Consider the following 24831-nt stretch of genomic DNA (forward strand, 5'->3'; position numbering starts at 1 on the left):
GCGACGGGGGATGACAATTGAAGCCTTCGACTGCGCGTTTGGAGCATTGGGAGTGCGCGAATAAATTCGCGCACTCCCAAAGTTAACGAAGTAAATCTTCCAGCTGAATCTTCCCTGCCGTCTTCTCGTCTTTGTATTTCACGATGACCGGTGTGTATAAGCTCAAGCCCCAATCCTTACCAATTCCTCGTTGAATCGCCCGTGAACCGGCGACCACGACGGCATTCTCTGGGATAACCAACGGACCCTCTTTGGCCGAGATCACGGTCTCGTTCACCAGGTCGTAAACCGGCGTCGATTGGTTCAGGATCGTGCCCGTGCCCAGCACGGCCCCCCGCTTCACAACGGTCCCTTCGTACACGCCGCAGTTGCCCCCGACAAGGACGTCGTCCTCAATGATTACGGGCAATGCGCCAATTGGCTCCAATACTCCCCCGATCTGGGCGGCAGCCGAGAGGTGGACACGTCTGCCGATCTGGGCACAGCTTCCCACCAGCGCGTGGCTGTCGATCATCGTGCCCTCGTCCACGTACGCGCCGACGTTCACATACATCGGCGGCATGCAGGTCACGCTGGGGGCGACGTAGGAGCCCGTGCGGATGCTCGACCCGCCGGGAACCACGCGCACTCGATCTTCGACGGTCAGAGGCTTGAGCGGATAGGTGTCTTTGTCGAAGAAAGGCTGTCCGGGAACGTCGAAGGCGACGAGTCCGCCCATACGAAACCCGCAAAGGATCCCCTTCTTCACCCAAGCATTGACCTTCCATCCGGTCGGCGAACCTGCATCCGGCTCAGCCGAGCGCACTTTGCCCGCGTTAAGTTCGGCGAGGAAGGCATCAAAGAGGGCACGATGCTCGGCGGTATAGGCCGACGGCGGATTGTCGAAAAGCGATTCGATCTCAGTCTGCATCAGCCGATTCCCACCTGCGCCATCACCGCATCGAGCTTGGCCCGAGTATCGGGCCGAGGCAGAACGAGCGGGAGCCGGATAACAGGCTCCAGCAGACCCATCTTCGACATCACGTACTTGACCGGGCCAGGGCTGGCTTCGGCAAAGTTCACGTTCATAAGCAAGATGAACTTCTTCTGGATGGCTCTTGCTCCGGCAAAGTCTCCGGCAAGCGCGAGGTGAACGAGGTCTGCCATCTCCTTAGGAATCTCGTTGCCAGCCACCGAGACGAGTCCTTCCGCGCCGTGACCGATCATCGCCAGCGTGATTGCGTCATCGCCAGAAAGAACGCCGAAACCTTCGGGCCGCTCGGCGCAAATGGTGGCGATTTGCCCGATGTTTGCGGAAGCCTCCTTGATCGCGACGATGTTTGGAATCTCGGCGAGCTTAAGCACGGTCGGGGCTTCAATGTTCACGCCCGTTCGGGACTGGACGCTGTAGAGCACGATGGGAAGATCGACACCCTCGGCAATCGCTTTATAGTGGGCGTAGAGACCTTCCTGGGTCGGCTTGTTGTAGTAGGGGGTGACAGAAAGAATGCCGTCCACTCCAATTCTCTTCAGCTCATTGGCAAGGCTGATCACTTCGGCGGTGTTGTAGCCGCCTGCTCCCCCGAGTACTGGAACCTTCCCGTTGCACTCCTCTACCGTGATTTCGACGACTCGAAGGTGCTCTTGGTGGGTGAGGGTCGGGCTTTCGCCGGTGGTGCCGCAGGGGACGACGAAATCCATCCCGGAGTCAATCTGACGTTTTACGAGCTTGCGCAGGGTGGCTTCGTCGAGCGAGCCGTCGGCTCGGAACGGTGTAACGATAGCGCTTGCACAGCCGCGAAATTTAGTCATTTTCTTCTCCTGGGTTGACCTTGGACCGAAGGTTCGGTTTGGGGCTCAAAAGGAGTTTACACTTTGGGCGCTGATGCGTTAGGGCGTTGGGCGTCAGTCCTGGATATGGATCATTGGACATATAGGACTTATCGGACCTGTATTGTCACACAGAAAACATGCGACAGGCCCGACATCCAATGCCTCACTTCCAAAGCGTCTCGCCGAATTCATAAAACCCGGACTTACCGACAACCCACTCGGCGGCATGAACGGCTCCGAGTGCAAAGCCATCGCGACTGCGAGCTTGGTGCTTGAGGGTGATTGTGTCGGCTAACGAATCAAAGCCGATCTCGTGGGTTCCGGGGATATTCCCGGCCCTATTCGATGAGACGTCAATTTTAGAGCTGTAGCCCGATTCCTTCATTGCGTCGATGAGTTTCAGCAGGGTCCCTGAGGGGGCATCGAGCTTTTTTGAGTGGTGAATTTCGTACGCCCAGGCTTCGTATTCGGGCTGCTGAGACATCAGTTTTGCCGCTTCGCTGACGATCCTGAAGAACGCTTGGACGCCGATAGAAAAATTAGGGCTCCATACGAATCCAATCCCGGACCGTTCGACGATACCCTTCACTTCGGCTAGGCTCTCTAGCCAACCAGTGGTCCCCACTACCAATGGTTTGCCCGTTGCAGCGACGGCTTGGATATTCGCCAGCGCCTGGTCGGGCAGGGAGAAGTCGATGGCGACGTCCACGTTGGCAAAGGAGGCGGGCGTGATGCCGCTTTGATTTGCGTTGTTGTGATGATCGAGCTTGAGGGTGATCTCATGCCCACGCGCAGTGGCGTGTTTCTCAATCATTTGGCCCATGCGGCCGTAGCCGATGATGGCAATGCGCATGCGGTGGAGTTTATCAGAGAAAGGGGATGTGTGATCAGAGATCAGAGATCAGAGAAAGAATGATCCGCCACTCTGCATCACAAACGCAAGAAATCCGATTTCCGATTTCCGATTTCTGATCTCTAGAAAGCAATCGGCGACCGGCTGTCCGAAGATAGCCGATCGCCGTTAGCGTTTCGCAATTGAAATTACTCTGCGGATTCGGTTGCAGCAGGCGCTTCTGCGGCGGGCGCCTCAGCTGCCGGAGCTTCCTCAGCGGGAGCAGCCTTAGCCTTCTTGGGCTTGGCTTCCTTTGCCGGAGCCTCTGCTTCGGATGCGGGAGCTGCTGCTTCTGCGGGCGCGGCGGCTTCAGCCGTCTTGGCTACAGCTTCGAGCTTTTGTGCTCGCTCTGCATTCGGATCGCGATTTTCGCCACGATCTCCGCGATCTCCGCCCCTATCTCCTCGGTCGCCACGATCTCGCCGATCTCGTCGGTAACCCATGTCTCGACCAGGAGTCATGTCCGCCATGATGTAGGGCAGGAGAGCCAGTTCGCGAGCGCGTCGGATTGCCGAAGCGATCATGCGCTGCTGCTTGGCGGTTGTGCCGGTTTGGCGCATCGGAAGAATCTTGCCGCGATCATTCAGGAAGCGGCGAAGCAGCGCGATGTCCTTGTAGTCGACATCATAAATCTTCTCGCGAGTGAGAATGCTGACCTTTCGGCGCTTTTTGCCGCGGGCTTTTGGCTCTCCGCCACCAGCGCCAAGGTCCTTATCGCGGTCCATACCCGCGTCGGATGTATATTCGCTCATATTCGTTCAAAACCTCTTGTATTCGCTACGCCGCCGTCGTTTTCGGCTCGTCGCGATGTTCCGGTCCAGGGAGCCGGAAGGGTTTTCTGGAGCGGGCAGCGGGAATCGAACCCGCATAATCAGCTTGGAAGGCTGGAGCTTTACCACTAAGCTATGCCCGCAAACGCGAAGCAGATTATACCAGGCAGGAATTGGGAAGTTCATGCCCAAAGAATTCACCTGGACATAGGCCCTAGCTTATGGTAGGTCACCTGCACGAGCTTCGCAAATCTGAATACACTCAAGTTTATGAAGGTCGCCAAACTCTTGGCCTTTGCGGTCTTCGCCATCGGCGCAGTCACGCTATTTCTCGTTACCACGGGAACGATCAAGCGCGTACCGAAGGAAGAGATCGCCGAAACGACGCTCGCCGAGTCCACACCACGCCACCCTGTAACCGAGAAGATGGTGAAGGTCAGCGAAGAATACACTCGCAAAGCCGCTCCCGACTTCAAGCTCAAGGACGTTGCCGGTGTTGAGTATTCGCTGGATAGCCTTACGAAGAGCGGACCTACCGTCCTGATTGCCGTGCTCGAAGGCTGCCCATGTACGACCGACTCTCAGCCCCTCTTCAATGCAATGGCGAAAAAGTTTGACGGAAAAGCGAACTTCGTTGGACTGTTTACGCAAGGGCCGGCTCGCATAGACCAATGGACAAAGGATCACTCGGTGAAGTTTCCGATTCTGGTCGATGAAGATGGCAAGGTGTGCAAAGCGTACGGACTTGAGAATTCGGTTTATACGGTCCTTTTGCGGTCTGACAAGACGATTGAGAAGATTTGGCCTGGCTACTCTCAGGCGATGCTGATGGAATTGGACAGCAAGCTTTCGGAGCTGACGGGCTTTGCAGGCACGCCTTTTGACGCGGCTTATGCTCCTGTGAAATACAGTTCTGGATGCAACATCTATTTTGGCGAAGCGACCGAAGAGGTCAAAAAGCTAGACCCTGAATTATCGAACTGACGCTGATTGAAACTCCGCCGTGATGACCTTATCGATCACAGACCCAAACCCATGAAGCCGCTACCCGTTACCCTCAAAGGCCAGACGGCGATCTTGGCCCCTCTTGACCTTGACCACACCGACGCGCTCTTTGAGATTGCTCAGGATGAGGCGATCTGGCGATGGATGCTTGTCAAACAGCCGGAAACCGTGGGCGAAATGGAGAGCATCGTTCGGACGGCGTTGAAGGCACAAGCCGAGGGACACCAAGTCCCCTTTGTGGTCCAGCTTCGCGATACGGGCAAGGTTGTGGGAGCCACGAGATACATGAGTATTCGTCATGCCGAAAGGGGGTTGGAAATTGGTTGGACATGGTACGCCAAAGATCACCGTCGAACGGCGCTGAACACCGAGTGCAAGCTGATGCTCTTGCAGCATGCTTTTGAAGAGCTTGGGGCTGTCCGTGTGGAATTGAAGACGGATGAGCGCAATCAGCCATCGCGTACGGCGATCTTGAGGATCGGGGCACAGTTTGAGGGGATTCTGCGGAACTATCAAACGCGGCATGACGGTTTTGTTCGCAACACGGCGATGTTTGCGATCACCAATCAGGATTGGCCATCGGTTAAAGAGCGTCTGCTAGGATTCTTGGAGCGATAGTGCCGACTTGGGTTTGCCAGCGCTCGCTGTAAACTGCAATCATGCGCCTGACGCTCTGTAAGCTGTGCCAATTCGCCGACCGCCTTGCCAGCGGGAGTCCGGTACTTGTCGGGATTTTCAGCCATATGGAGACCGTCAGCTTCCCGACAGGTCTCGATCCCTCATTTCTGGCTCTGGAGCTTGAAAGCGACCCGATTGAGCATGGCAATGACTACCGTCTGGACGTAAGGCTGATCGACGAGGATGGACGCGTACTTGCGCAGAACGTCTTGATGCTGGAGCTTCCGCCTTCGCGGGACCCGATCCCTTACCGTACCTTTGTGTCGCTGAACGTACCGTGGGATCGACCCATCCTTTTTGAGCGACACGGGGTCTACCGTTTTGATGTGGTGCTTCACCGTGAGAGTGGCGAGGAGATTCTTGGGGGCGAGACGTTGATTGTGCATCTTCGCCAGAATCCGATTCAAGAAGGGCCACGAGACTAGGACGCTCAGAGGTCGGTGAGGTAAAATCGGTCACCCTCGCAGGGGTGTAGCTCAGCTGGTAGAGCAATGGTCTCCAAAACCATAGGTCGCGGGTTCGAATCCTGTCGCCCCTGCCACTTCCCTTTTTCGGAACTTCCCGCTTGGTTTTCAGCGTTGCCACGCTTTATGACACTGAGCATTCTTACTTCGCGATGCGCCAAAATTAGGGGCATGCGGTTCACCCGTTGGTTGTTGGCTGTCCCTCTTTTCGCGCTAATCGCAGGCTGCGGTTCAAACGATCCGATCATTGGCGGAAAGCCGAATGAAAGCCCGGCGAAGCAGATCGTCAGTCTGAGCCCGAGCACGACGGAGATTACAGGCGCAAAGCTGATCAACGTCACGATGATCGGCGTGACGGAGAGTTGCAACTGGCCTCCGAGCATCAAGCAGATGATTCCACCTCCTATGATGGTGATGAACGGCATCAAGCCCAACTACGAGGCCATCGCAAGTCTGCGGCCTGACCTGGTTGTTTATGACGCCGCCCTGTTTTCCGATCAAGACATTCAGAAGTTTAGCGATCTGAATATCCGCACCTTTGGGTTTAAGGCGAATACGCTGGAGGATTTCTATACCGAGTTGTATAAGCTCGCCTCCATGACAAGCTCGGAGTCGCACGCGAACGATTATGTGATCGCCATGCAGCGCGCACAGGAGCGCGGACGCGTGCCTATCGAGCCTAAGCCTAAGGCAGCAATCATATTGCCGGGGCAAGGGTCGGAGCACTTTGTGGCGGGGAGTGAATCCTTCCAGGCGGACATGGTGAGAAACTGCGGAGCCGACGTCGTTGGTCCGAAAGGCACAGCCTTCATGCCGGCAAATATCGAAGAGCTTGTTTCGCTCAACCCCGATGTGATCTTTTCGGGTGGTGACGCCACGGCCCTGACGAAGGACCCACGGCTACAAAGTATTTCGGCGATCAAGAACAAGCGCGTTTTCTCGTTCAATGCAGACGTTATTGTTCGGCGGGGAGGCCGTGTCGATCGAGTGATGGGCGAGATGATCGACATGATGCGAAAACAGACATCGAACTGAGACGTTGAATGGAGGAAGAATGAGTAAAGCGGAGATTGGTGTTTTTGGTGGGTCTGGCTTTTATAGCCTGCTTGAGGATGTTCGTGAGGCTAAGGTGGATACCCCTTATGGTCCTCCCAGTGATTCTTTGATGCTGGCGACAGTTCATGGTCGCAAAGTGGCTTTCTTGCCCCGGCATGGAAGAAGCCACACCATTCCCCCCCATAAGATCAACTACCGCGCAAACGTTTGGGCGATGCGGTCTTTGGGAGTGCAGGCCATCATCAGCCCTTGTGCGGCTGGTTCGCTTCAGCCTAATGTGGCACCAGGAAGCTTTGTCGTCTGCGATCAGTTCGTCGACCGAACGACGGGCCGAATCGACACCTTTTACGATGGCCCCATCGTCACGCACATATCGCCGGCCGAAACCTATGACCCTGTCCTTCGCAAGCTTGCTATTGAGTCGATCAAGCAGCATGGGATCAAGTGTCATGAGTCGGGCACGGTTGTGGTGATCCAGGGCCCGAGATTCTCCACCAAGGCCGAAAGCCGCTGGTTCCACGATGCCGGATGGCAGGTCATTAACATGACCCAGTATCCCGAGGCTTACCTCTGCCGAGAGCTTGGAATGGCGGTTGTGAACATCGCACTCATCACCGACTACGACAGCGGGGCGTTCACGGGCCATGAGGCCGTAACCGCGCATGACGTACTTGAGGTCTTTAAGTCGAACGCGGAGAAGGCCAAGCAGGTGGTGATGACCTTGATTCAGAAGATGCCTGCCGACCTTTCAGGATTAGGGGCGCGCGATGGCCTAACCTACAGCCGGGGCGACGGCCACGCCGCCACCGACGACGACATTCGACTCTACGAACTGCTGGATTAACGCTTATGCTTACTGCCGTCCTTGCGACGCTTTCACTTGCTGCCCTCGGGCAAGACACCGCTGCCCCGATAGGACTTGGGTTTTACGACATCGGAGCGTCGAGAGCGGTTGCTGCCGAAGTGATTCCGACTTCGAAGACGGAACTCCTGGGCACGAGCGTGAAGTTTGGCGAGGACACATACGTCGTGGATGGGCAGGGGCGAGTGGTTGCTCGGGTTCGTGGCAACGGTTCTTGGTCCGACTTTGCCGAGCGCGCTCAAAAAGCAAAGGCAAGACAATCGCCCTCTAATCCGGCTTGGCGCATCAAGGCATTTGTTCTTACACGATCTGACCTCTTGGAGACGCACGCCGATGGGATGCTGCGCGCACGTCAGGGAAGCTTGGAAAGCCCCCAGCTTCAGCGAACCCTTTCTGCCCTTTCTCTCCTGGCGGCTTTGATTGAAACGACCACCGATGGCGCCCTTCGACCGCAGATTGAGTTGCAGATCGACGCCGATTCCGCCCCCGAGAACGCCTATGCGGGCTCGAAGCCTTACGGCTCGGCCTTTCTAACAGAGTATTTGGAGGCGAGGATCAACGGCGCTGGATACATCGCCGAAGATCGGGCTTACCGTGGTCCGTATGATTCGATTTTTGTGATCCACTCTGGGCTCGTTCAAGACACGGCGAGGGCCGTTGTCAACGACTCTCCAAGCTGGTCGCTCCCCTATTACAGTCCAGACTGTGGCGGGACTGCGCAGGAGATGGCGGCTTACCTCTTTAGCCTGTGGAACCGCGATGTCCTTTCGGCGCTATCCAAGCATGGATACGCGACTCCCACCGACGCAGATTTTCTTGGCCCGGAGGAATCCCTGAGAGTTCGTGGGATGGCTCCCGTTCCTGCGATGATCTACGCTATGCCTCCTGGGGGATGGGGGAAGCTGACGAGCCGAGTAGAACCCAAGTCCGCCGATTACGCTGCCCACGCCACTAAGACTTACCAAGCAGAGGGCAAAGCTTGGGCAGATGTGCGAACATCTCCTTTGGACCATCTGCCTTGGTTGCAGGGGCGCGTTGAGTTGAACCGTACACTCGGATTGTCTTCGGCTTGGTCGAATGAGGTAGGCGTGAAACCCTATACTCAAGCCAGCTTTACGCTCGGGCACGGCTCCGATCAGTACGTTTTTGTCGATCTTCCTTTTGCGGACCTTTTCGGGAGCCACTTTGCCAGCGCGGCGAAGGCTCGTGTGCTCGCCCTTTATGGCGATCCTGTTTTCAAGCGCATCTACGTTGTCTTTAAGACGGCAAAGTTCGGTGACAACCTCCCCGAAGTAAGCTTGCTCACTCTGCCAGGGTTCAGCTTTGGACCCGACGTCGTGGCGGCTCCACCCGCTGAGGTTCCGGTGATTGGCAACGTAATCGCCAGTCGTGAGAAGGACGCAGAACATGGGGATGTATGGCGTCTTGACCTTAAGCCGAACCCATGGATCGCACGTCTCGACCTGGTTCCTGCTGGGGCAAAGATTGACCTGGTTGCCAATCCATTCCTGAACTTGGCTTTGAGGGCAACTGAGGTTGAGCCGTGGACGATAGGACTCTATACACAAGGGGCGAGCAGGCCATCGGCCAGGATCTCCCTGTTTATGGCGCTGCCCGAACCGGTTGAAACCGCCGGATCGGAACGGATTCCCACCAAGTACGTGCCCGGGATGGTCAAGACCGATTGGAATAAGGTCAGCATCGACCTGCGCCAGATTCTCGACGCGACTACCCTTTCCCGGATAACTCAGATTCGTATTGAAACCGATCCTCGAACGTCTTGCTTCGAGCCGATCCAGCCTGCTGCAACACTGAGAATCGCAAAACCCACGCTGAGCGCTTCTGCTACGGCAAACGATCTTCAAGCCGTGCCAGGACTGCCCGATCCAAACGCGACGGATGCGAACCCACTTGCACGGCTGTCCTACATCCTGCGGACGCGAAACTGGACGGACGCGACGGCCCAAGCCAACCTTCTCAAGCTCCTTGAGGACACCGATGACACGGTGCGGCTTAACGCCTGCAATGTGTTTACAAGGTTTACGTTAGCGGGGTCAGAGGCCACGTTAGGCAAGGCGGTTCGCTCTATCAGCACTCGCATTGCCGATGTTGCCATCAAGGCGCTTGCGTTCCAGAATACGCCAGAAGCTTGGCTGATCTTGGGCAGCGCTTTGGAGAATGGCCCGTTTGAGTTCACCAAGGCCTCGGCGGCAAAGATGCTCGCCACTCGGAAGGACCCCAAGCTCGCGGGCACCATCAACCGTCTTTATGCCAGCAACGACTGGAGGGTGCGACGGGCCGGGGTTGAGGCGCTGCAATCGCTCCCGAACAACGAACCGGCAGTAGCAGCGATGGCGTTTCTGCAAGAGGAGGACCCATCGGTGAGGCTGGCAGTAGTTCGGGGTGTAACCCTTCCACTGGACGTTATCATGCGACGTTTGCTTTGGAACGCGGTGAACGATTCAAGCGATATGGTTCGACTGTGGAGCAATATTGGACTCATTCGATTTGGCAAGCCCAAGGAGATGAGCGAAGGCTATAAAGGCGTTCGTGACGACAGCCGCATCGTTCGCTTGCGACTGGTTCAATACATCGAGAAGCACCCGATCGAGGCCGCACGGGATGCCCTACGCCTTGCCATCGCGGATGTGGACCCAGAAGTGCGAGCAGCCGCGCTTGATGCGTTCATTAAGATGCCCGATCCGTTCCGAATTGAGGACGTGCAGAGCGCAAGCACGGATACCGATCCCCGGGTTAAGGCTGCCTATCAGCGCCTGTTAAAAGCGCGCGGACTTGCCTAATTACACCGCACAACGGCGATGAAGAGCCCAGTATGGGCGTCTTTGGAACGTAGAATAGAATACTGAACGTTGTCTTAAATGTCCGACAATGGAACCAGGCACACTCGTCGCCAGATCGGGAATCGATACCCTATGACCGAAAACCAAAAGAATCTGCTTGTCACCCTCGGTGTTTGCATCGGTGCGGGAGCCGTCATCTTTGGCATCCATACGCGTGACCGGCTTGACCTTGGTTTTGCACGCCCAACCCTTGCCGGAAGTGGAGCGTTGGTCTCTCGCGAGGACTCGCCAGATATCCCGGCTGAGCAGTACTTCACACGGCTTACCGATCTTATTAAGCGTGAATACGTCGATAAGGTGAACGATGATATGAAGCTGGCTGCGGGTGCAGTCCGCGGCATGGTCGGCTCATTGGGAGATACGAATTCTGTTTATTACGACGAGAAAACCTTCCCCGTCTATCTGAACGAATTGAAGGGTCAATATGAAGGCATCGGAGTCGATCTTGTCTTTGTGCGCGAGCAGGTGAAGTCGGAGAAGACCGGCGAATTGGTCGAGGGTGGAATCCCCAAACTGATGGTTTCGAGTGTGGTGCCGGGAGGTCCAGCCGACCGCGCAGGAGTGAAGCAGGGCTATTGGGTCGATAGTATCAATGACATCTGGGTGATGAACCCAAGTCTGCAAGACAAGGTGAACGAAGCGCGTGACCTTGTGAACAAAAAGAAAATGCCCCCCGAGTCACTCAACGAATTGAGAGAGGAGATCAGAACCAAGCTTGATACAAACATGCCGCCGTTGCGGGCTCGTGAGAAACTGACCACTGGAACGACGGGATCCATCAAAGTTTTGTGGCGGACGCCCGGAGGCACGGAGACGCTTTCCATTCAAAAATCGACAAGTTCAAGGCCTAATTTTGAACAAAGGAGTGACGGATCGATTGCGATTCGGTTCGTTCCCGGAACGGACAAAGACCTTCGGGAAGCGCTCAATGGGAAGACGGAGGCCACACTTGACCTGCGCGGAGTTGCCACTGGCGACTACCCTACAATGCGCAAATGCTTGGAAGTTGTCGGCGGGAAGGGCTCGTACGGTTTTCTGAGTAAAGAGGGTGAGCCCGACGCTATCGCGCTCACCGTTAAGGAGGGGACGGAGTCTCCGCCCAAGCTCAAGATACTTGTGGATGCGGGCACTCAGGGCGTCGCCGAAATTTTTGCTCTTGCGTTGAAGAACAGCGGCAAGGCAACAATCGAGGGTACGACGGGCAACAACCCCGTTGCGACCGAGGTCATCAGGCTGCCGGTCGGTAGCGGGTACACGCTGGCGATAGGCCGCTATAACGCGAAGGGGGAGAGCAAGTGAAAGTTGTCGGCACGATCATTGGAGCGCTCGCGCTTTTCCTCGTCCTCTTTCTCTTTGGCTATTCGTGGCGTGACATCAAATCGCGTGAGCTGCCTTCTTCAAATGCGTTGGCTCGCCTCATTGGGATGGACAGCAACACGGGAGCGGGGAGTCCGGCTTACGTTTTCAAGGACAGTTACGATCACATCTTGGCGAATTTCTATCACAAGGTGGACCCCAAGGAGCTGAAGTTTGCTGGGATGTCGGGCCTTATGAGCGCTCTTGGCGATCCGCATACCGTTTTCATGGAGCCGGTGATGGCGAAGGATTTCGCCGAGGACACCAAAGGGGCGTTTGGGGGTATTGGGGCAAGACTTGGTCCTGACCCGATGGGCGCGAAAGTACCGAGCGTTTTTGAAGATGGTCCTGCCAAACGGGCTGGGCTGAAGCAGAACGACTTGATCACGCACGTTGATGGAAAGCCGATTAACGGTATGCCGGTTGATGAAGTCGTGCAGATCGTTCGGGGAGAGATCGGAACTGTGGTGACCTTGACAGTGGTGCGAACGGGCACGGAAAAGCCGCTTACCATTCGAATAACTCGCGGACAGGTGATCGCCCCGACGGTCGAGGGTCAAGTGCTGCCAGGGACAGAGATTGGCTATATGTCGATCAGCATGTTCTCGGAGCCCACAAGCGCGCAGTTCAATACTGTGCTGAGCAAGCTTGAACGATCTAATATTAAGGGTTTGGTCGTGGATGTACGAGATAATCCGGGCGGACTCCTCGAGAGTGTGCGTGCGATCCTTTCCAACTTCATCAGCAGCAAGCCTGTGGTTACGGTGCGAATGCGCGGTGGCGGCGAAGAGCTTGTGCGCAGCTTCAGCGGTCAGGCGCATACGATTCGCTATCCGATCGTTGTGCTGATCAACGAAGACTCGGCAAGCGCCGCTGAGATTTTCGCAGGTGTGTTGCGAGACTATCGGCTCGGCACGCTTGTTGGCGAGCACACATACGGCAAAGCCTCGGTGCAAAATGTCTTCCCGCTTGCTGATGGTTCCAGTGCGAAAGTCACCATCGCGAAATACATCCTTCCCGGCAAAGCCGAGATCGCACGGAAGCTCGACGAGGATGGGCAGTACATCTCGGGTGGATTACAGCCCGATTATGAAGTGCCGTTGGATCTCAAGCTGAATCCCACCTATGGCAACCTCAAAACCGACAGCCAGTTGCAGAAGGCGGTTGATGTCATCCAAAAGCGACTAGGTGGAGTGTCGGTTTTTCGTAATAGCGCCGAGGTGCTTGAGCCAACCACGCGGGTGGCTTAGAAACTCGCTACACTTCTGACACAAAGCAAAAAGCGGCTCCACGATACTCGTGGAGCCGCCTTTCCTAATTCGATATGCGGGTTAGCTCTTGCAGCCGCAGCTTCCGCAACCACCAGCGGCAGCGCCTTCGGAATCTTCGGTCTTGAAGGATGAACCACAGCCACAGCTCGACACAGCGTTTGGATTCTCAATCTTGAATCCACCGCCAAGCTGCTCGTCGACGTAGTCCACCGACGCACCGTCCATATAGTTCAGGCTTAGGGCGTCAATAAAGATTTTGATGCCGTCCTGCTCGAAGACTTGATCTTCGGCATCGGGCGTCTCGGAATCGAGCGCCATGCCATAGCTCAGTCCTGAGCAGCCGCCACCGGCCACCCAAACTCGCAAAGCTGCGTCAGTTTTTTCCTGGGTCGAGATAAGATCTTTCAGTTCTGTAACGGCACGGGGGGTCAGTGTTATCGCCAATTATTCAAGCTCCTTACTATTGCCTTCAATAGGGTTATACGGCTAATTTTGTCACATCGCCCCGTTACTCAGCCAAAAACAGGCAAGAAGACAGAAAAAAAGCAAGGCAGATACGCCGATATGAACCAACGTAGAGAAGAATATGTCGTCCTCCGAAATCGTTGATGCTGTTGCTACCGATGGCAAGACGCGCCTGCTTCAGGCTGCGTCGCAGCTTTTCGGCAAGCAGTCGTATGCGCAGGTTTCGGTAGCGGAGATTTTGGGGATTGCGGGGCTTAAGCCACCCTCCCTTTACTATCACTTCAAGGACAAAGAAGATCTGTATATTGCATGGGCGGAGATTGCCTTTACGGAGCTTGGACAAGACCTGCAGGACTCTCTTCATGCTCAGAGTGATCCATATCTTATGCTGCGGTCGATGGCGAGGACTCTTTCCCAAACCCACCGGATAGACATCCTCACAACGCTTCGTGACCAGCAACTAATGGAGTCTGCACAGGGACGGGAAAAGATCGTTCAGCTCTACCTTGAGAACGTTTTTGAGCCGGTATGCCAAGGGCTGCTTAAGGCAAGCCAGAACGGTGTAATCCATCCTGAACCGATTGGCAGAAACGCGACTTTGTTCATCGTCGGTGCGCTCTCGCTTAACCCCCAACTTGGCCTTCCAGGCACTCCGACGACAGAAGACTCGACCTGGTGGGTGCAGAAGTTCATCCGCGCCAATGCCTAAGGAACCCGCGTGAAGGGCATCCGATATGCCAAAATTAGGCGTATTCCAGGAGAGTTGAAGAGTTGCCTTACATCGTCACAGAACCCTGCATCGGCGTAAAGGACAAGTCCTGCATGGACGTTTGTCCCGTGAACTGCATTTATGAAGGACCGGATATGGTCTACATTCACCCCGATGAGTGCATCGACTGTGGTCTTTGCGAACCGGAATGCCCGGTGAACGCCATCTTTGTGGATACCGATGTGCCCTCCCAGTGGCGCGACTACATCGAAAAGAACCGTCAGAAGTCGCAAGAGCTGACGGGCGGTTAGGCCGCTTCCATCAGCGACTCGACGAACTGGTTCCACCGTGCCTGGTTAAGCCGATCCAACGGGCCAAGCTTTAGGCCAGATCGAAACGGCAAATCCCCTTCGCCCAAAGAGCGGCAGTAGCGCACCTCCGCCTCGCAGTCAACCCTAGCCGCCCCTTCATCCATTCTCATTTGAATGGTTGCACCACGTGTCAGCGGTAATTTTGTGAGAATCCCAACTCCGCTCGGCGAGACGTCCACGACTTGAAACTCCATTTTGAAGCCCCCGGCGTCGAGCTCACCCAGTACGAGATCGGTCTTGAGCCGCAGTTCCTCTATCGCGGTGACGCACTTCACTTCGGTGGTAAAGGCGATCGTAGAGCTCTGCCCTCGGGAAGACAATACTTTCCCTGTGAACTGCCCCGTAACCTTGTCTCCGAAAGCCTGCACAAAAACGGCGTCCTCGGCGTCAAGTATGTTCTCCCCGTTGAGTCGAATAACGACCTCGTACTTTGAGACCATCGTCACCCAACCCGACAGAAGCTTATAATCCTTCAGCCTTTGTAGCCGCGCTCTGGTTCTAAGAAAACTGGAAGCTTCCATGCTTTATCCCCTTCATTTGCATTTCAAGTCTTTATGCCGCCCTTGGCATGAGCCGTCGCCACTTGGCTTCGTCGATCCGGCTCATCTCTGCGAACTGAATTCCTGTCCTAAAAGTCTGTAGGTTTCGAGGGTCGGGGCGGCTGTATCGAATTTCACCTTCCGCCGAAATCACGCCGTATTCCGAAAAGATCTCGACTGTGCATTTAGCGCCTGGTTCGAATTTTTCGCCGCTTAGAAATCCGATGCCCTCATACGCAACATCTGCGACCATGACTTCGATAGGAGATTGATCCTCGATGGTGATCGTCGCGCATGTGGTGGTCACAAGCCTGCGCACAGATTCGGTTGCCCGTGAATAGCGAATCTGGCTCGTAATCTCAAAGTCAAAGTCCATCTCGGTGACAGACATCACCTGCGCGTTAGTGCCCTCCACAAAGACAAACTCTGCATTCTTGACCATATCGATGGAATCTACAGCACGCAGCCGAGCCGTAAAAATCGCCATCGCATTAGCGCCAAAAATCTGAAACAGGAACTCTTGTCCTGGTGTAAGCACTACGTCCGTAGAACTCTGGACGACAATGTTGTTGCCCATAAAGTTCTGCACCCAGCCGGTAAAGAATCGACAATCGCCGAGCCTTTGATACCGAGTGCGGACTCCATTAAAATCTCGCGGTGAACTAGCAGCCATAACTTATCAATTGACGCTTAGCGTCTAACCTTAATAAATCGGTATTTCGATGCAGACAACCCATCTGGAATCTCCAGATTCATACTCGTTCGGACTCAAATCCGGTAATTTTACGTAGGTGAGAACTCCTCAGTTTTTTGTCCCTTTGGTTGCCCTCTCCTTTGGATGTGCTGCGCATGGATCCGATTACGACGTCATCCATACCCGCAACCATCGGCTTTACTCCCTTCCCTTCTATCGAACGCCCGTGCCCAGCAAGGTCTTAGAGCTGAGAAAGACCGAATGGTCGTTTGCATACACGAATGCAAACGACTTTCGCGAGCTCATCATGTCCTCGGGAAAGTTCTCCATCGAAGATGCAGAAACACAGGTGCTGCAGATGAGCTATCGGCGTGGGCTTGGCAAGGGGTGGGATGTCTCGCTCTCGCTGCCTTACCTCAGCCGGGGCGGTGGGTTCATGGACCCGATGATCGACTGGTGGCATGAGAACTTTCTGCAGTGGTCCGATCCATTTCGAAACAAACGACCCTTTGGAAGATCTGTCGTTCGATTTACCGACTCTCGAATCTTTGGCTCGGGTTCGGGGATAGGCGATGTGTCGGCGACTTTCCAGAAAGAGCTGCCAAACGGGATGGTTGCCAGTATAGGATTCAAGGCTCCGACCGGTGAGGCTGACAAACTTTTTGGGAGTGGAGCTTGGGATGCGGGAATTGCTCTGGCAAAGCGGTGGACCTTACCGCGCAAGTGGACCGCCACCGCTCAGCTTGGAGTGGATTATCAAGGAGTTTCGGACGAGCTGAGTCCGGCCCGTCGATTGGTTCACCAAGAGCTTCTGAGCTTTGGCTATCATGCCAATACTCGGGATACTTACGTCCTCCAATGGCAAGGCGAAGCGTCGGCGCTAGAGCTAGGGGTATCGCGCTCTGACCAGACTCAGCGAACGCTGACTTTTGGGATTCGCAGACGAATGTCCGAGGTCGAGGATTTAGAGATGTTCTTTACAGAAGATCGCGATCTGTTGAACGGCGGCGCTCCCCAAATCGTTAGCATCGGGCCGGATTTTACGTTTGGAATTCGCTGGGCTAAGAGGTTCTGAAATAAGAAGAGCCTGAGCATTTGCTCAGGCTCTTTCTCAAAACTTTGTTCCTAAAAACTACTCTGCTTGTTCTGGGTAAACACTGATTCGGCGCTTGTCCCTTGGGCCCTCAAACTTCACCTGACCAGCAATCGTGGCGAACAGGGTGTGATCCTTGCCCATGCCGACGTTTGTGCCGGGGTGGAATTGGGTGCCGCGCTGGCGAATGATGATGGTGCCAGACTTGACGATCTCACCGCCGTACTTTTTGACGCCGAGGCGCTGCGAGTTTGAATCGCGACCGTTTCTTGTTGAACCTTGACCTTTTTTATGTGCCATCGTTAGCTCCCTGCAACGATCTCCGTAACACGGATGTGCGTCTGCGGCTGGCGGTGTCCCCAGCGCTTTCGCTCGTTCTTTTTGGCCTTATAGTTAAAGGCGTTAATCTTCTTTGCCTTTCCGTGGCGAATGATCTCACATCGAACTCGGGCACCCTTCACGTAGGGAGAACCCAGCTTGACATCACCGCCGTCGCAAACGGCCAGAACATCAGCGAGTTCAAGCTTTGCGCCGACCTCGCCTTCAAGCTTTTCGACGATCAGAACTTCGCCTTTTTCAGCGCGGAACTGCTTTCCACCAGTCTGGACGATTACGTACATTTCGAAACCTCTAACACCCTGCGGGCGCGAACGTAAATAATGGCACAAGCAACCTTCCTCCGTCAATGAGGTCATAGGCTCAGCTCAGTTGGGGGCGGAGAAAGGGGACCAAAGACCAGGAGTATTTGCGATTTTGGATTCTGGGAGAAGGGAGTGATCGTGATTCGTGATTCGTGATCCGTAATCCGTGACCTCCAAACTACAATCTCCTATCTACAATCTCCTATCTCCTATCTCCTATCTCCTATCTCCTATCTACAATCTACAATCTACAATCTCCAATCTCCAATCCCCTAGGCCGCGTCCTCCATTCGAGCAACGATGGCTACAATCTCCGGGTCATATTTGCCAGGCGGCTCCAGGAGCGATTTTCCGCTATCTTCAACAAGGGCGTTGCACACGGACAAAACTCGCGAGAGCAACGGCACTCGGTTCCCTGCCTGACCCAAGGGACCTCGCCCGTCGTATCTTTCTTCGAGAGCCTGAAGGCTAGGGAGAAGCGCACGAAGTTCAGGCGCGGTTTCGAGTTTCTCCAACATGCCTGTTCGTGTGCTCTTTTTGGCGCGGCGATAAACGTCCTGCAGCATGGCAAGGCCACGTAGCATCTGCCTCTGAGACTTGGTGAGTCCAAGCGAGACTTCGAGCAGGTGCATATGAACTTCCAGCTTGTCCAGCTTCTCCTCGACCTTCTTTCTTGACTTGGCCGTGACGAACTTCCAGAGACTCGACACGTCAAAATCGTCGGTCTGGACTTCGCCAAGCTCACCTTCAAAAACCACGATTCGGTTTCTGCCGGTTCTTTTGGCCTCAAAGAGCGCTTGGTCGGCAGCGCGCAATAGGTTGACCCCGTCCTGGGCGGACTCGGGGTAAACGGCTAAACCCATGCTTGCCGTGACATGGCGCATCCTTCCGGTTCTCGTAATGAACGGCACGCTTTCGATGCGCTTTCGGACTCGCTCCGCGACGATCAGCGCGGCTTCGGCATTTGAGCCTGGAAGTACCAAAGTGAATTCCTCGCCTCCATAGCGCGCACAAAGGTCGTAAGGACGCAACGCGGCTTTGAGGGTGTCGGCAACCATCTTCAGAACGGTGTCGCCGGCTTCGTGGCCCTCCTCCTCATTGAAGCTGCGGAAATGATCGACGTCGATCATGACTGCGCTCAACTCTTGTCCAGTGCGCTGGGTCTCAGCGATCCGGCCTTTCAGAAACTCGTGCAGCGTTCGGTGGTTGGCAATGCCGGTTAGGGGGTCGTGGCTTGCCTGCTTTTCCAGCTTTTCGAAGAGCAGCGAGTTGTTCAGCGCAAGCGCCAGATGCTCTGCCATCACCTCAAATAGCTCAAGATTCTCAGGGAAGTTTGCCTCGCCTTCTCTTCCGATAAGTTCAAGAACTCCGATTAAAGTATCACCAATTTCCAGCGGGTGGACGCTCATTGGCCCGGGTTTGAGGTAGCAGAATTTCGCTTCAAGGTCAGCGGTGAGAAGGTGGTCGGCTACGTTTGGAATGCTAAATCCTTGCTTACTCATCGCGACCAATTCGGCGATGCAAGTGCCACCGCCGCGCAAATCAAGCGATTGCAATGCGCTGGTTCCTGAGCGGTTTGCGCCTGTGCTTGCGGTGAGGGACAAGGTTTGCGTCTCGTGGTTTGCAACCCAGAGCAGCACAGCAGCAAGCTCTGTTGCAGATGTGATCTCGTGGACAGCGGCTATCGCCAATGGTGTGAGCTGCTGGTTCATGCTGAGGACGCGTCCGAGCCTCTTGAGCGCCTCGGCTTCTCGTGAGCTTTTTGAGGCTTGCCTTCGTGCACTGCGTTCTTCGTTTGCGTTGGTGACGAGCACAACCAAATCGGTCGCAGATCGTGGATCGATTCCCCCTACATGAAAACGCATTCCATCGAGGTACAACGAGCCGCTCACGCCATCCATCGCTGCCTTTACGAGGGCACCAATATCGGTGTAAAGAACGTTATCGGTTCCTTTGAAGAATCGTACACGACGTGCAAGCCCCCACACTGCCCTCGGATAGCCAAGGAGATCGATGACGGCAACGCCGACCGAATCTGGATCGAGACTTGAAATGAGCCCAGGCTCGGGCAAGTCAAGCAGCAGCGAGCCACCGTCCTGTAGGGGCAAGTACACTGGAAATCCGGTGTCAAACTCCCCTTTGCGATCCTGGACGGTGTGAACACCAAAATGATGCAGTAGCTCGATCAGCTTTTGAAATTGCGAAGATTCGGACAACTTATTCGGATTATCGGCTCAAAATAGGCTCAACCCGTACCTGGTATTCCCGCTGTTTTCCCCATTTTCGGGTAGACCCTCCACAGCGTCAGGAGCGAACTTTCGAGAATCGAACGAACGTATCGGCTCCGAACCCGTCTAACAGTTGTCAAAACCATGTCAGAAAGCACTCCTATTCGTTCCTCAAGATTTAGGCTGTTTGGCCTGCTGGTCCTGGTGATCGGGCTATCCCACATCCTTGTCTCGTGCGGTGGCTCCGGTGGCGGGCAGAGCCCCAGCTTGGCTTATCGATCCGACTGGACAAATCGAAGTCGGGCCGTTACGGGCCTTTCACAGAGGATTGCCCTTTACAATTTGAACGGCGTTTTGGTCTCCACTTCGGTGATGAATCAGGACGAAAACGGACTCCAAGCAACCGATATCCAGGTGGCGTCATCAGGCTCTTATCGCCTTCTGATCGAGCTGTTCTCTCAGAGAGACTTAGCGGGTGTCAAGACGGGTGTCATCGATACGTTGGTGAACATCCAGGGCAAAACGCAGTTCCTTTCGGCTGTTGGTGAGGACCCGACGAGCGTTAAAGTTTCGCCCTCAAATGCGAACCTGACAGTCCAGCAAAGTCGGCAGTTCTATGCCTGCGGTTACAACGGATCGAATCGAGCCGTCTTTACGGAACCCGGCAGTATGACGTGGACAACCCTCGGTGGTGTGGCCTCTGTTAACACAACCGGTCTGGTTTTGGGGACTTCGCAAGGCGATGGAAGCGTTCGCGCTCAGCATTTGGCGACGAGCACTCAGGGCAGCGGGCTCCTGCATGTGAACCCGTTCACAACAACAACCACCAAGTGGACCATTCTTGTTTTCATCAACGCGGCAAACGACCTCGCCCCATTCAGCACGCTCAACGTGAATCAGATGGAGAAGGTCGCAAGCAATCCCGACGTTCGCTTTGTTCTGCAATGGAAGCAATCGACAAATGCGTGGCCGTCGTCCACGTTTAACGGCACACGTCGGTACCTGGTGAAGCCGGACCTCTCGAACCAGATTGCCAGTGAACTGATTCAGGACATGGGGACCGACGTGGACATGGGGCAAGCGAGTACCCTCCTCAACTTCATCAACTGGGGCAAGACGTTCTATCCTGCTGACCGCTATTGCCTGATCATTTGGAATCACGGAAGCGGATGGAAACGGACACCGGCTTTATCCCGCGCGGTGAGCTTCGACGACGAGACGGGCAATGCCATTCAGACTTGGGAACTGTCGCAATCCATTGGCAACAATGTGCTCGACATCGTTGCCTGGGATGCGAGCCTTATGCAGATGATGGAGGTCGCTTTTGAGATCAAGGATCGGGCTCAGTATGTTGTGGGCAGCGAGGAGAGTCCCCCTGGTGAGGGCTATCCCTACGATGCGATCTTTGCTCAATTCCGAGACAATCCAGACGCCTCGACAAGGCAACTTACCAAAGCCTTCGTGGACGGGATGCTTAATAATCCGTCCTATGTGAATCGGAAGATCACACAAAGCTCCATCGAGACGGCGAAGCTTGGTGACCTTGCCACGGCTTTGGATGGCCTTGCCGCGCAGTTGATTGCGAATGAAGGCACGATCGGCACACAAATCCAGAACATTCGGAGCACCGCTCAGGCCTATAGCCCGACGTCATTCCGTGTGTTCAGGGACATCGGTCATCTGTGTGACCTTATCAACGCGCAGATCGCCATCCCTTCGGTTCAGAACGCTGCACTCAATGTGAAGGCGAAGCTACAAGCGGCGTTGGCTTGGGAAGGGCATAACATCAACTCGCCGAATAGTCAGGGCCTCTCTATCGACTTTTCGTCTTCGTCGCTGTTCAACACACTTCAGTCCGATTACGCTCAATTGCTGTTTGCTCAAACAACGCTCTGGGATGATTGGCTTCAAGTGGCTCCATAGCTGTAAAAAAAGGGCCGACTGGCGAGGTCGGCCCGTAGGGCTGGAGGGTGTGGAGGATTAAGTCGATCAAGTCCTCTCTGGCTTTCTTTGGTCTGTTTAATTCATCGACGTTGTTGTTCTTCCGCGTTCTAACGTGCGGCCAGTCAGGCTGAAGTACCAGGGTCATCGTTTGCGCGCAAAAGCGGGTCGAATTACCGCCAAAAAAGTTGCCAGGTATCGGTAACCTGTCGCTGCCTATGCGTGTTACCGAGCTGAATCAGGGCTGGCTGTTCAGAACAAAGGATGCTGGACCTGGATATTACAGGCCACACCATCCCGATAATCTTTGGCGCGACGCAGTTGTTCCTGGACATGTCCATCTTGACCTTGTTCGGCAAGGAATGATCGTGGATCCGTTTATCGGCGAAGCGGAAGCGGGTTGCCAGTGGGTCGATCAAGCGAATTGGTCTTACCGGACAACTTTCGAATGGTCGCCAGACCCGACAAAGCCGAATCGCAAGCTGCTCTTTGAGGGTCTTGATACCGTTTGCAAAATCTACCTTAACGACGACCTGATTGCCGCGCACGACAACATGTTTGTGCCGCTTGAGGTTGATGTTTCGGCGGCCTTGCGCGAGGGCGATAATGTCCTTCAGGTCGAGTTCGAATCGGCTGTACGGGTGGGCGATGAGCGCAGGAGCGCCTACTTCCAGAAAGAGGGGCTGCGGCACGACACCACCTTCTTCGACGAGCGAGCGTTTGTACGAAAAGTCCAATGTATGTCCGGTTGGGATTGGGGGCCAAGGCTGGTTTCTTGCGGGATTTGGAAGCCGGTTAAGCTCTTGGAGTATTCAGAGCGGGTTACGGAGTTTCGAGTTCAGCAGGAACAACTTGCCGATGGCAAGTTTAGGATTTGGACAACTACTCAGATTGAAGGGGAGGCTTCTTACACCACGCAACTTTCTGGATTCGGCGTGTTCACAGGAGACTTGGACGTTATCCTCGACGACCCGATCCTTTGGCAGCCGAACGGATACGGAGAACCGCACCTCTATGAAGTTTCCGTCTCGCTTGGGAAGGATCATGCCATGACTCGAAAAATAGGTTTGCGCACGATCGAACTTAGACGCGAGCCCGACCGTTTTGGTGAGTCCTTCACATTTGTTGTGAACGGTCAAGAGATTTGGGCAAGAGGGGCAAACTGGATTCCGAATGACGCCTTCCCTTCTCGCATTTCCGCTGGCGATTACGAGTCACAGGTGAAGGCTTGTTCACAGTTGAACATGAACATGCTGCGCGTTTGGGGAGGGGGTCTGTACGAGTCGGAGGCGTTCTATGATGCCTGTGATGCGAACGGCATCCTTGTGTGGCAAGACTTTCCTTTCGCTTGCAGCTACTACCCGGATAACAAGGAGTTTCAAGAAACGCTACGGGTTGAGGCTAGCTATCAGATATGCCGACTGCGCGACCGCACTTGTCTCGCGCTTTGGTGCGGCAACAATGAGAACGAGTGGATGTGGCAAACCCGTTGGGGTGACGACGATAAGATCCCGCCGCGCTACTACGGTCAGGCGCTTTATGAAGACCTGCTTCCCTCACTGATTGCTCAATTTGCGCCTGGACAGCCATACATTCCGACGAGCCCGACAGGGCAGAATCCGTCTGACGAGAAAGGCACCGTGAATGACGGAAGCCATGGGGACCAGCATTATTGGGATGCGTGGCACGGGCGTGGCGATTGGAAATATTACGGCGATTCTACTGCGCGCTTTAGTTCGGAATTCGGTTTTGCCAGCTCCTGTTCAGCGAAAGCCTGGAAGATCGCTGGCGTGGACGTTGAGGAGACCTCGCCTGACCATCCTGCGGTACGTTGGCACGACCGTACTCGTAAGCCTTGGGAGACTTTCAAGGGCTTTGTAGAGCTTCACTACCCTACTTCGGACACTCTCAAGGAATGGATTCATACCAGCCAGCTCAATCAGCGCGACGCCTTGCGCTTTGCGATTGAGCACTATAGAAGGTCCGAATTCTGTAAAGGGACTTTGATCTGGCAATTCAACGACTGTTGGCCGGTTCAAAGCTGGGCGGTGCAGGACTACGCACGCGAAATGAAGCTTGCGGGCTGGGAGCTGCAAAGGCTATACGCGCCGATATTGATTGCCGCTGAAATGGCGGAAAGTCTGTGCCGCTTCTTTGTGATTAACGATAGCCAAGAAACGGTTCATGACACACTGTCGGTTGAAGTTCTGTGCATCGCAGATTCACAGGTGATACAAAAGAGCGAATCAGCATTTAAGCTTGGACCCAATAGAAGAGATTGCGTGTATGAACTCGATCTGTCCGGATGGGATGTGGCGGCTGTTGCGATTCGCGCTTCCTTGTCGCACGCAGGGGTCGGGGAGCGCTGGTCGCTTTGTGCAGAACCGAAAGATATCGACTGGCCTAGTCGTACGGGTGCAGAAATCTTTAACGAGTTAAGGCCTTGAGGGGAGATCACCGAGGATTCTGGAGCCGGATAGGAGACTCGAACTCCTGACCATCCGCTTACAAGGCGGGCGCTCTACCACTGAGCTAATCCGGCTTTCGGGGTTGTTATTTTAGCCTACGAGTTATACCCGAGACGGAATTTTTGATGGACCAAAAGTAGGAAGAGACGGGACCAGCCCGTCTCTAAAATCTCCTTGTAGCGTTGAGTTACTTAGCACGTGGCTTGCGATGTCGTCGCTTTGCCAACCGTGGTGTACCGTCCTTGTCGATAACAAGTTTGTAACCCGTGGGAATGTGCTTGAGGGCATCTGAAAGCTCCTTGGGCACATCGGCTTGTGCGCGCCGTCGGCCTCGTCGCTTGCCCGGATTCAGGGCATTAAAGGCCTCGGTGGCATCTTCCTTCGGGGACATGGCTTCGAGGGCACCGTTGGTGACCTTGAATAGCTCCGAAGTAGCTGTAAACGAAAGGAAGATGTGACTTCCGTTGCTGAGAATTCGGACAGATGTTGGGAGGGTGTATTTCTTGACCCCGACTCTTACAGAAAGTAATCCCTCTTTCACCTGTGCTTTGAACTTCAGCGAGTTCTTGACATTCTGGACTGTTTTGCTCATGACGTTCTCCTAAACGTGAAGTTTATTAAACCCCATTTGTTATGACGAATGCTTTGTACAGAT

The 24831-nt window shown here is 54.8% G+C and carries 24 protein-coding genes and 3 tRNA genes; 14 read left to right on the forward strand and 13 right to left on the reverse strand.

Annotated elements, in window-relative coordinates; translation table 11 throughout:
- Positions 1-82 precede the first annotated feature (82 nt).
- From KF784_14630 to KF784_14650, 5 genes are all read right to left on the reverse strand, one after another.
- Positions 83-910, reverse strand: coding sequence for a 2,3,4,5-tetrahydropyridine-2,6-dicarboxylate N-succinyltransferase (locus KF784_14630; GenBank protein ID MBX3120298.1), 828 nt, complete (start codon positions 908-910; stop codon positions 83-85).
- The gene (gene dapA / locus KF784_14635; GenBank protein ID MBX3120299.1) at positions 910-1791 is read right to left on the reverse strand and encodes a 4-hydroxy-tetrahydrodipicolinate synthase; all 882 of its coding nucleotides are present in this window, start codon (positions 1789-1791) and stop codon (positions 910-912) included. The genes KF784_14630 and dapA overlap by 1 nt, the downstream gene beginning before the upstream one ends.
- A 184-nt stretch (positions 1792-1975) precedes the next feature.
- Positions 1976-2665, reverse strand: a complete 690-nt coding sequence (gene dapB / locus KF784_14640) for a 4-hydroxy-tetrahydrodipicolinate reductase (GenBank protein MBX3120300.1) — start codon at positions 2663-2665, stop codon at positions 1976-1978.
- 188 nt (positions 2666-2853) lie between these two features.
- Positions 2854-3429 carry a 30S ribosomal protein S18 gene (gene rpsR / locus KF784_14645; protein ID MBX3120301.1) on the reverse strand — a complete coding sequence of 192 codons (576 nt, stop codon included), beginning with the start codon at positions 3427-3429 and terminating at the stop codon, positions 2854-2856.
- 114 nt (positions 3430-3543) lie between these two features.
- A tRNA-Gly gene (locus KF784_14650) sits at positions 3544-3617 on the reverse strand.
- 127 nt (positions 3618-3744) lie between these two features.
- Between KF784_14650 and KF784_14655 the strand changes: the two genes are divergently transcribed.
- From KF784_14655 to KF784_14695, 9 genes are all read left to right on the forward strand, one after another.
- Positions 3745-4458: a redoxin domain-containing protein gene (locus KF784_14655; GenBank protein MBX3120302.1), complete on the forward strand. Its 714-nt coding sequence runs from the start codon at positions 3745-3747 to the stop codon at positions 4456-4458.
- Positions 4459-4509: 51 nt separating this feature from the next.
- Complete coding sequence (locus KF784_14660; protein MBX3120303.1) at positions 4510-5097, forward strand: GNAT family N-acetyltransferase; 588 nt, start codon at positions 4510-4512, stop codon at positions 5095-5097.
- Positions 5098-5138: 41 nt separating this feature from the next.
- Positions 5139-5582: a hypothetical protein gene (locus KF784_14665; protein MBX3120304.1), complete on the forward strand. Its 444-nt coding sequence runs from the start codon at positions 5139-5141 to the stop codon at positions 5580-5582.
- Positions 5583-5622: 40 nt separating this feature from the next.
- Positions 5623-5698: transfer RNA gene (locus tag KF784_14670), tRNA-Trp, on the forward strand.
- A gap of 94 nt (positions 5699-5792) precedes the next feature.
- Complete coding sequence (locus KF784_14675) at positions 5793-6656, forward strand: ABC transporter substrate-binding protein (protein ID MBX3120305.1); 864 nt, start codon at positions 5793-5795, stop codon at positions 6654-6656.
- A gap of 19 nt (positions 6657-6675) precedes the next feature.
- A complete protein-coding gene (locus KF784_14680; protein MBX3120306.1) occupies positions 6676-7521 on the forward strand; it encodes an S-methyl-5'-thioadenosine phosphorylase in 846 nt (281 codons plus the stop codon).
- A 5-nt stretch (positions 7522-7526) separates the two neighbouring features.
- Positions 7527-10340: a HEAT repeat domain-containing protein gene (locus tag KF784_14685; protein MBX3120307.1), complete on the forward strand. Its 2814-nt coding sequence runs from the start codon at positions 7527-7529 to the stop codon at positions 10338-10340.
- 132 nt (positions 10341-10472) lie between these two features.
- Entirely contained in the window at positions 10473-11699 is a 1227-nt protein-coding gene (locus tag KF784_14690; GenBank protein MBX3120308.1) for a hypothetical protein, read from the forward strand.
- Positions 11696-13006, forward strand: coding sequence for a S41 family peptidase (locus tag KF784_14695; protein MBX3120309.1), 1311 nt, complete (start codon positions 11696-11698; stop codon positions 13004-13006). Before KF784_14690 ends, KF784_14695 begins: the two co-directional genes overlap by 4 nt.
- An 81-nt stretch (positions 13007-13087) precedes the next feature.
- Here KF784_14695 and KF784_14700 read toward each other — a convergent pair whose 3' ends face one another.
- Positions 13088-13471 (reverse strand): iron-sulfur cluster assembly accessory protein, encoded by a 384-nt coding sequence (locus KF784_14700; protein ID MBX3120310.1) that lies wholly within the window; start codon positions 13469-13471, stop codon positions 13088-13090.
- A 142-nt stretch (positions 13472-13613) separates the two neighbouring features.
- Between KF784_14700 and KF784_14705 the strand changes: the two genes are divergently transcribed.
- Complete coding sequence (locus KF784_14705; protein ID MBX3120311.1) at positions 13614-14201, forward strand: TetR/AcrR family transcriptional regulator; 588 nt, start codon at positions 13614-13616, stop codon at positions 14199-14201.
- Positions 14202-14263: 62 nt separating this feature from the next.
- A complete protein-coding gene (locus tag KF784_14710; protein ID MBX3120312.1) occupies positions 14264-14512 on the forward strand; it encodes a 4Fe-4S binding protein in 249 nt (82 codons plus the stop codon).
- Here KF784_14710 and KF784_14715 read toward each other — a convergent pair.
- A complete protein-coding gene (locus KF784_14715; protein MBX3120313.1) occupies positions 14509-15093 on the reverse strand; it encodes a PilZ domain-containing protein in 585 nt (194 codons plus the stop codon). The genes KF784_14710 and KF784_14715 overlap by 4 nt on opposite strands.
- Before the next feature lie 31 nt (positions 15094-15124).
- The gene (locus KF784_14720) at positions 15125-15784 is read right to left on the reverse strand and encodes a PilZ domain-containing protein (protein MBX3120314.1); all 660 of its coding nucleotides are present in this window, start codon (positions 15782-15784) and stop codon (positions 15125-15127) included.
- Between the two features lie 118 nt (positions 15785-15902).
- On the opposite strand from KF784_14720, the gene KF784_14725 reads away from it, so the two are divergent.
- Positions 15903-16880, forward strand: coding sequence for a DUF3187 family protein (locus KF784_14725; protein ID MBX3120315.1), 978 nt, complete (start codon positions 15903-15905; stop codon positions 16878-16880).
- A 57-nt stretch (positions 16881-16937) separates the two neighbouring features.
- Here KF784_14725 and rpmA read toward each other — a convergent pair whose 3' ends face one another.
- The 3 genes from rpmA to KF784_14740 all read right to left on the reverse strand — a co-directional run bounded on the left by rpmA (position 16938) and on the right by KF784_14740 (position 19755).
- Positions 16938-17198, reverse strand: coding sequence for a 50S ribosomal protein L27 (gene rpmA, locus KF784_14730; protein MBX3120316.1), 261 nt, complete (start codon positions 17196-17198; stop codon positions 16938-16940).
- 2 nt (positions 17199-17200) lie between these two features.
- Entirely contained in the window at positions 17201-17518 is a 318-nt protein-coding gene (rplU, locus tag KF784_14735; GenBank protein MBX3120317.1) for a 50S ribosomal protein L21, read from the reverse strand.
- A 293-nt stretch (positions 17519-17811) separates the two neighbouring features.
- The gene (locus tag KF784_14740; GenBank protein MBX3120318.1) at positions 17812-19755 is read right to left on the reverse strand and encodes a diguanylate cyclase; all 1944 of its coding nucleotides are present in this window, start codon (positions 19753-19755) and stop codon (positions 17812-17814) included.
- A gap of 156 nt (positions 19756-19911) precedes the next feature.
- On the opposite strand from KF784_14740, the gene KF784_14745 reads away from it, so the two are divergent.
- Together KF784_14745 and KF784_14750 are read left to right on the forward strand one after the other, a co-directional pair.
- Complete coding sequence (locus KF784_14745; GenBank protein ID MBX3120319.1) at positions 19912-21690, forward strand: hypothetical protein; 1779 nt, start codon at positions 19912-19914, stop codon at positions 21688-21690.
- 236 nt (positions 21691-21926) lie between these two features.
- Entirely contained in the window at positions 21927-24155 is a 2229-nt protein-coding gene (locus KF784_14750; GenBank protein MBX3120320.1) for a hypothetical protein, read from the forward strand.
- Positions 24156-24175: 20 nt separating this feature from the next.
- Here the strand turns inward: KF784_14750 and KF784_14755 are convergent.
- Together KF784_14755 and KF784_14760 are read right to left on the reverse strand one after the other, a co-directional pair.
- Positions 24176-24250 (reverse strand) — tRNA-Thr (locus KF784_14755).
- A gap of 113 nt (positions 24251-24363) precedes the next feature.
- Positions 24364-24768, reverse strand: a complete 405-nt coding sequence (locus KF784_14760) for a hypothetical protein (GenBank protein ID MBX3120321.1) — start codon at positions 24766-24768, stop codon at positions 24364-24366.
- Positions 24769-24831 lie beyond the last annotated feature (63 nt).

The sequence above is a fragment of the Fimbriimonadaceae bacterium genome, assembly GCA_019638775.1.
Taxonomy (GTDB): domain Bacteria; phylum Armatimonadota; class Fimbriimonadia; order Fimbriimonadales; family Fimbriimonadaceae; genus JAHBTD01.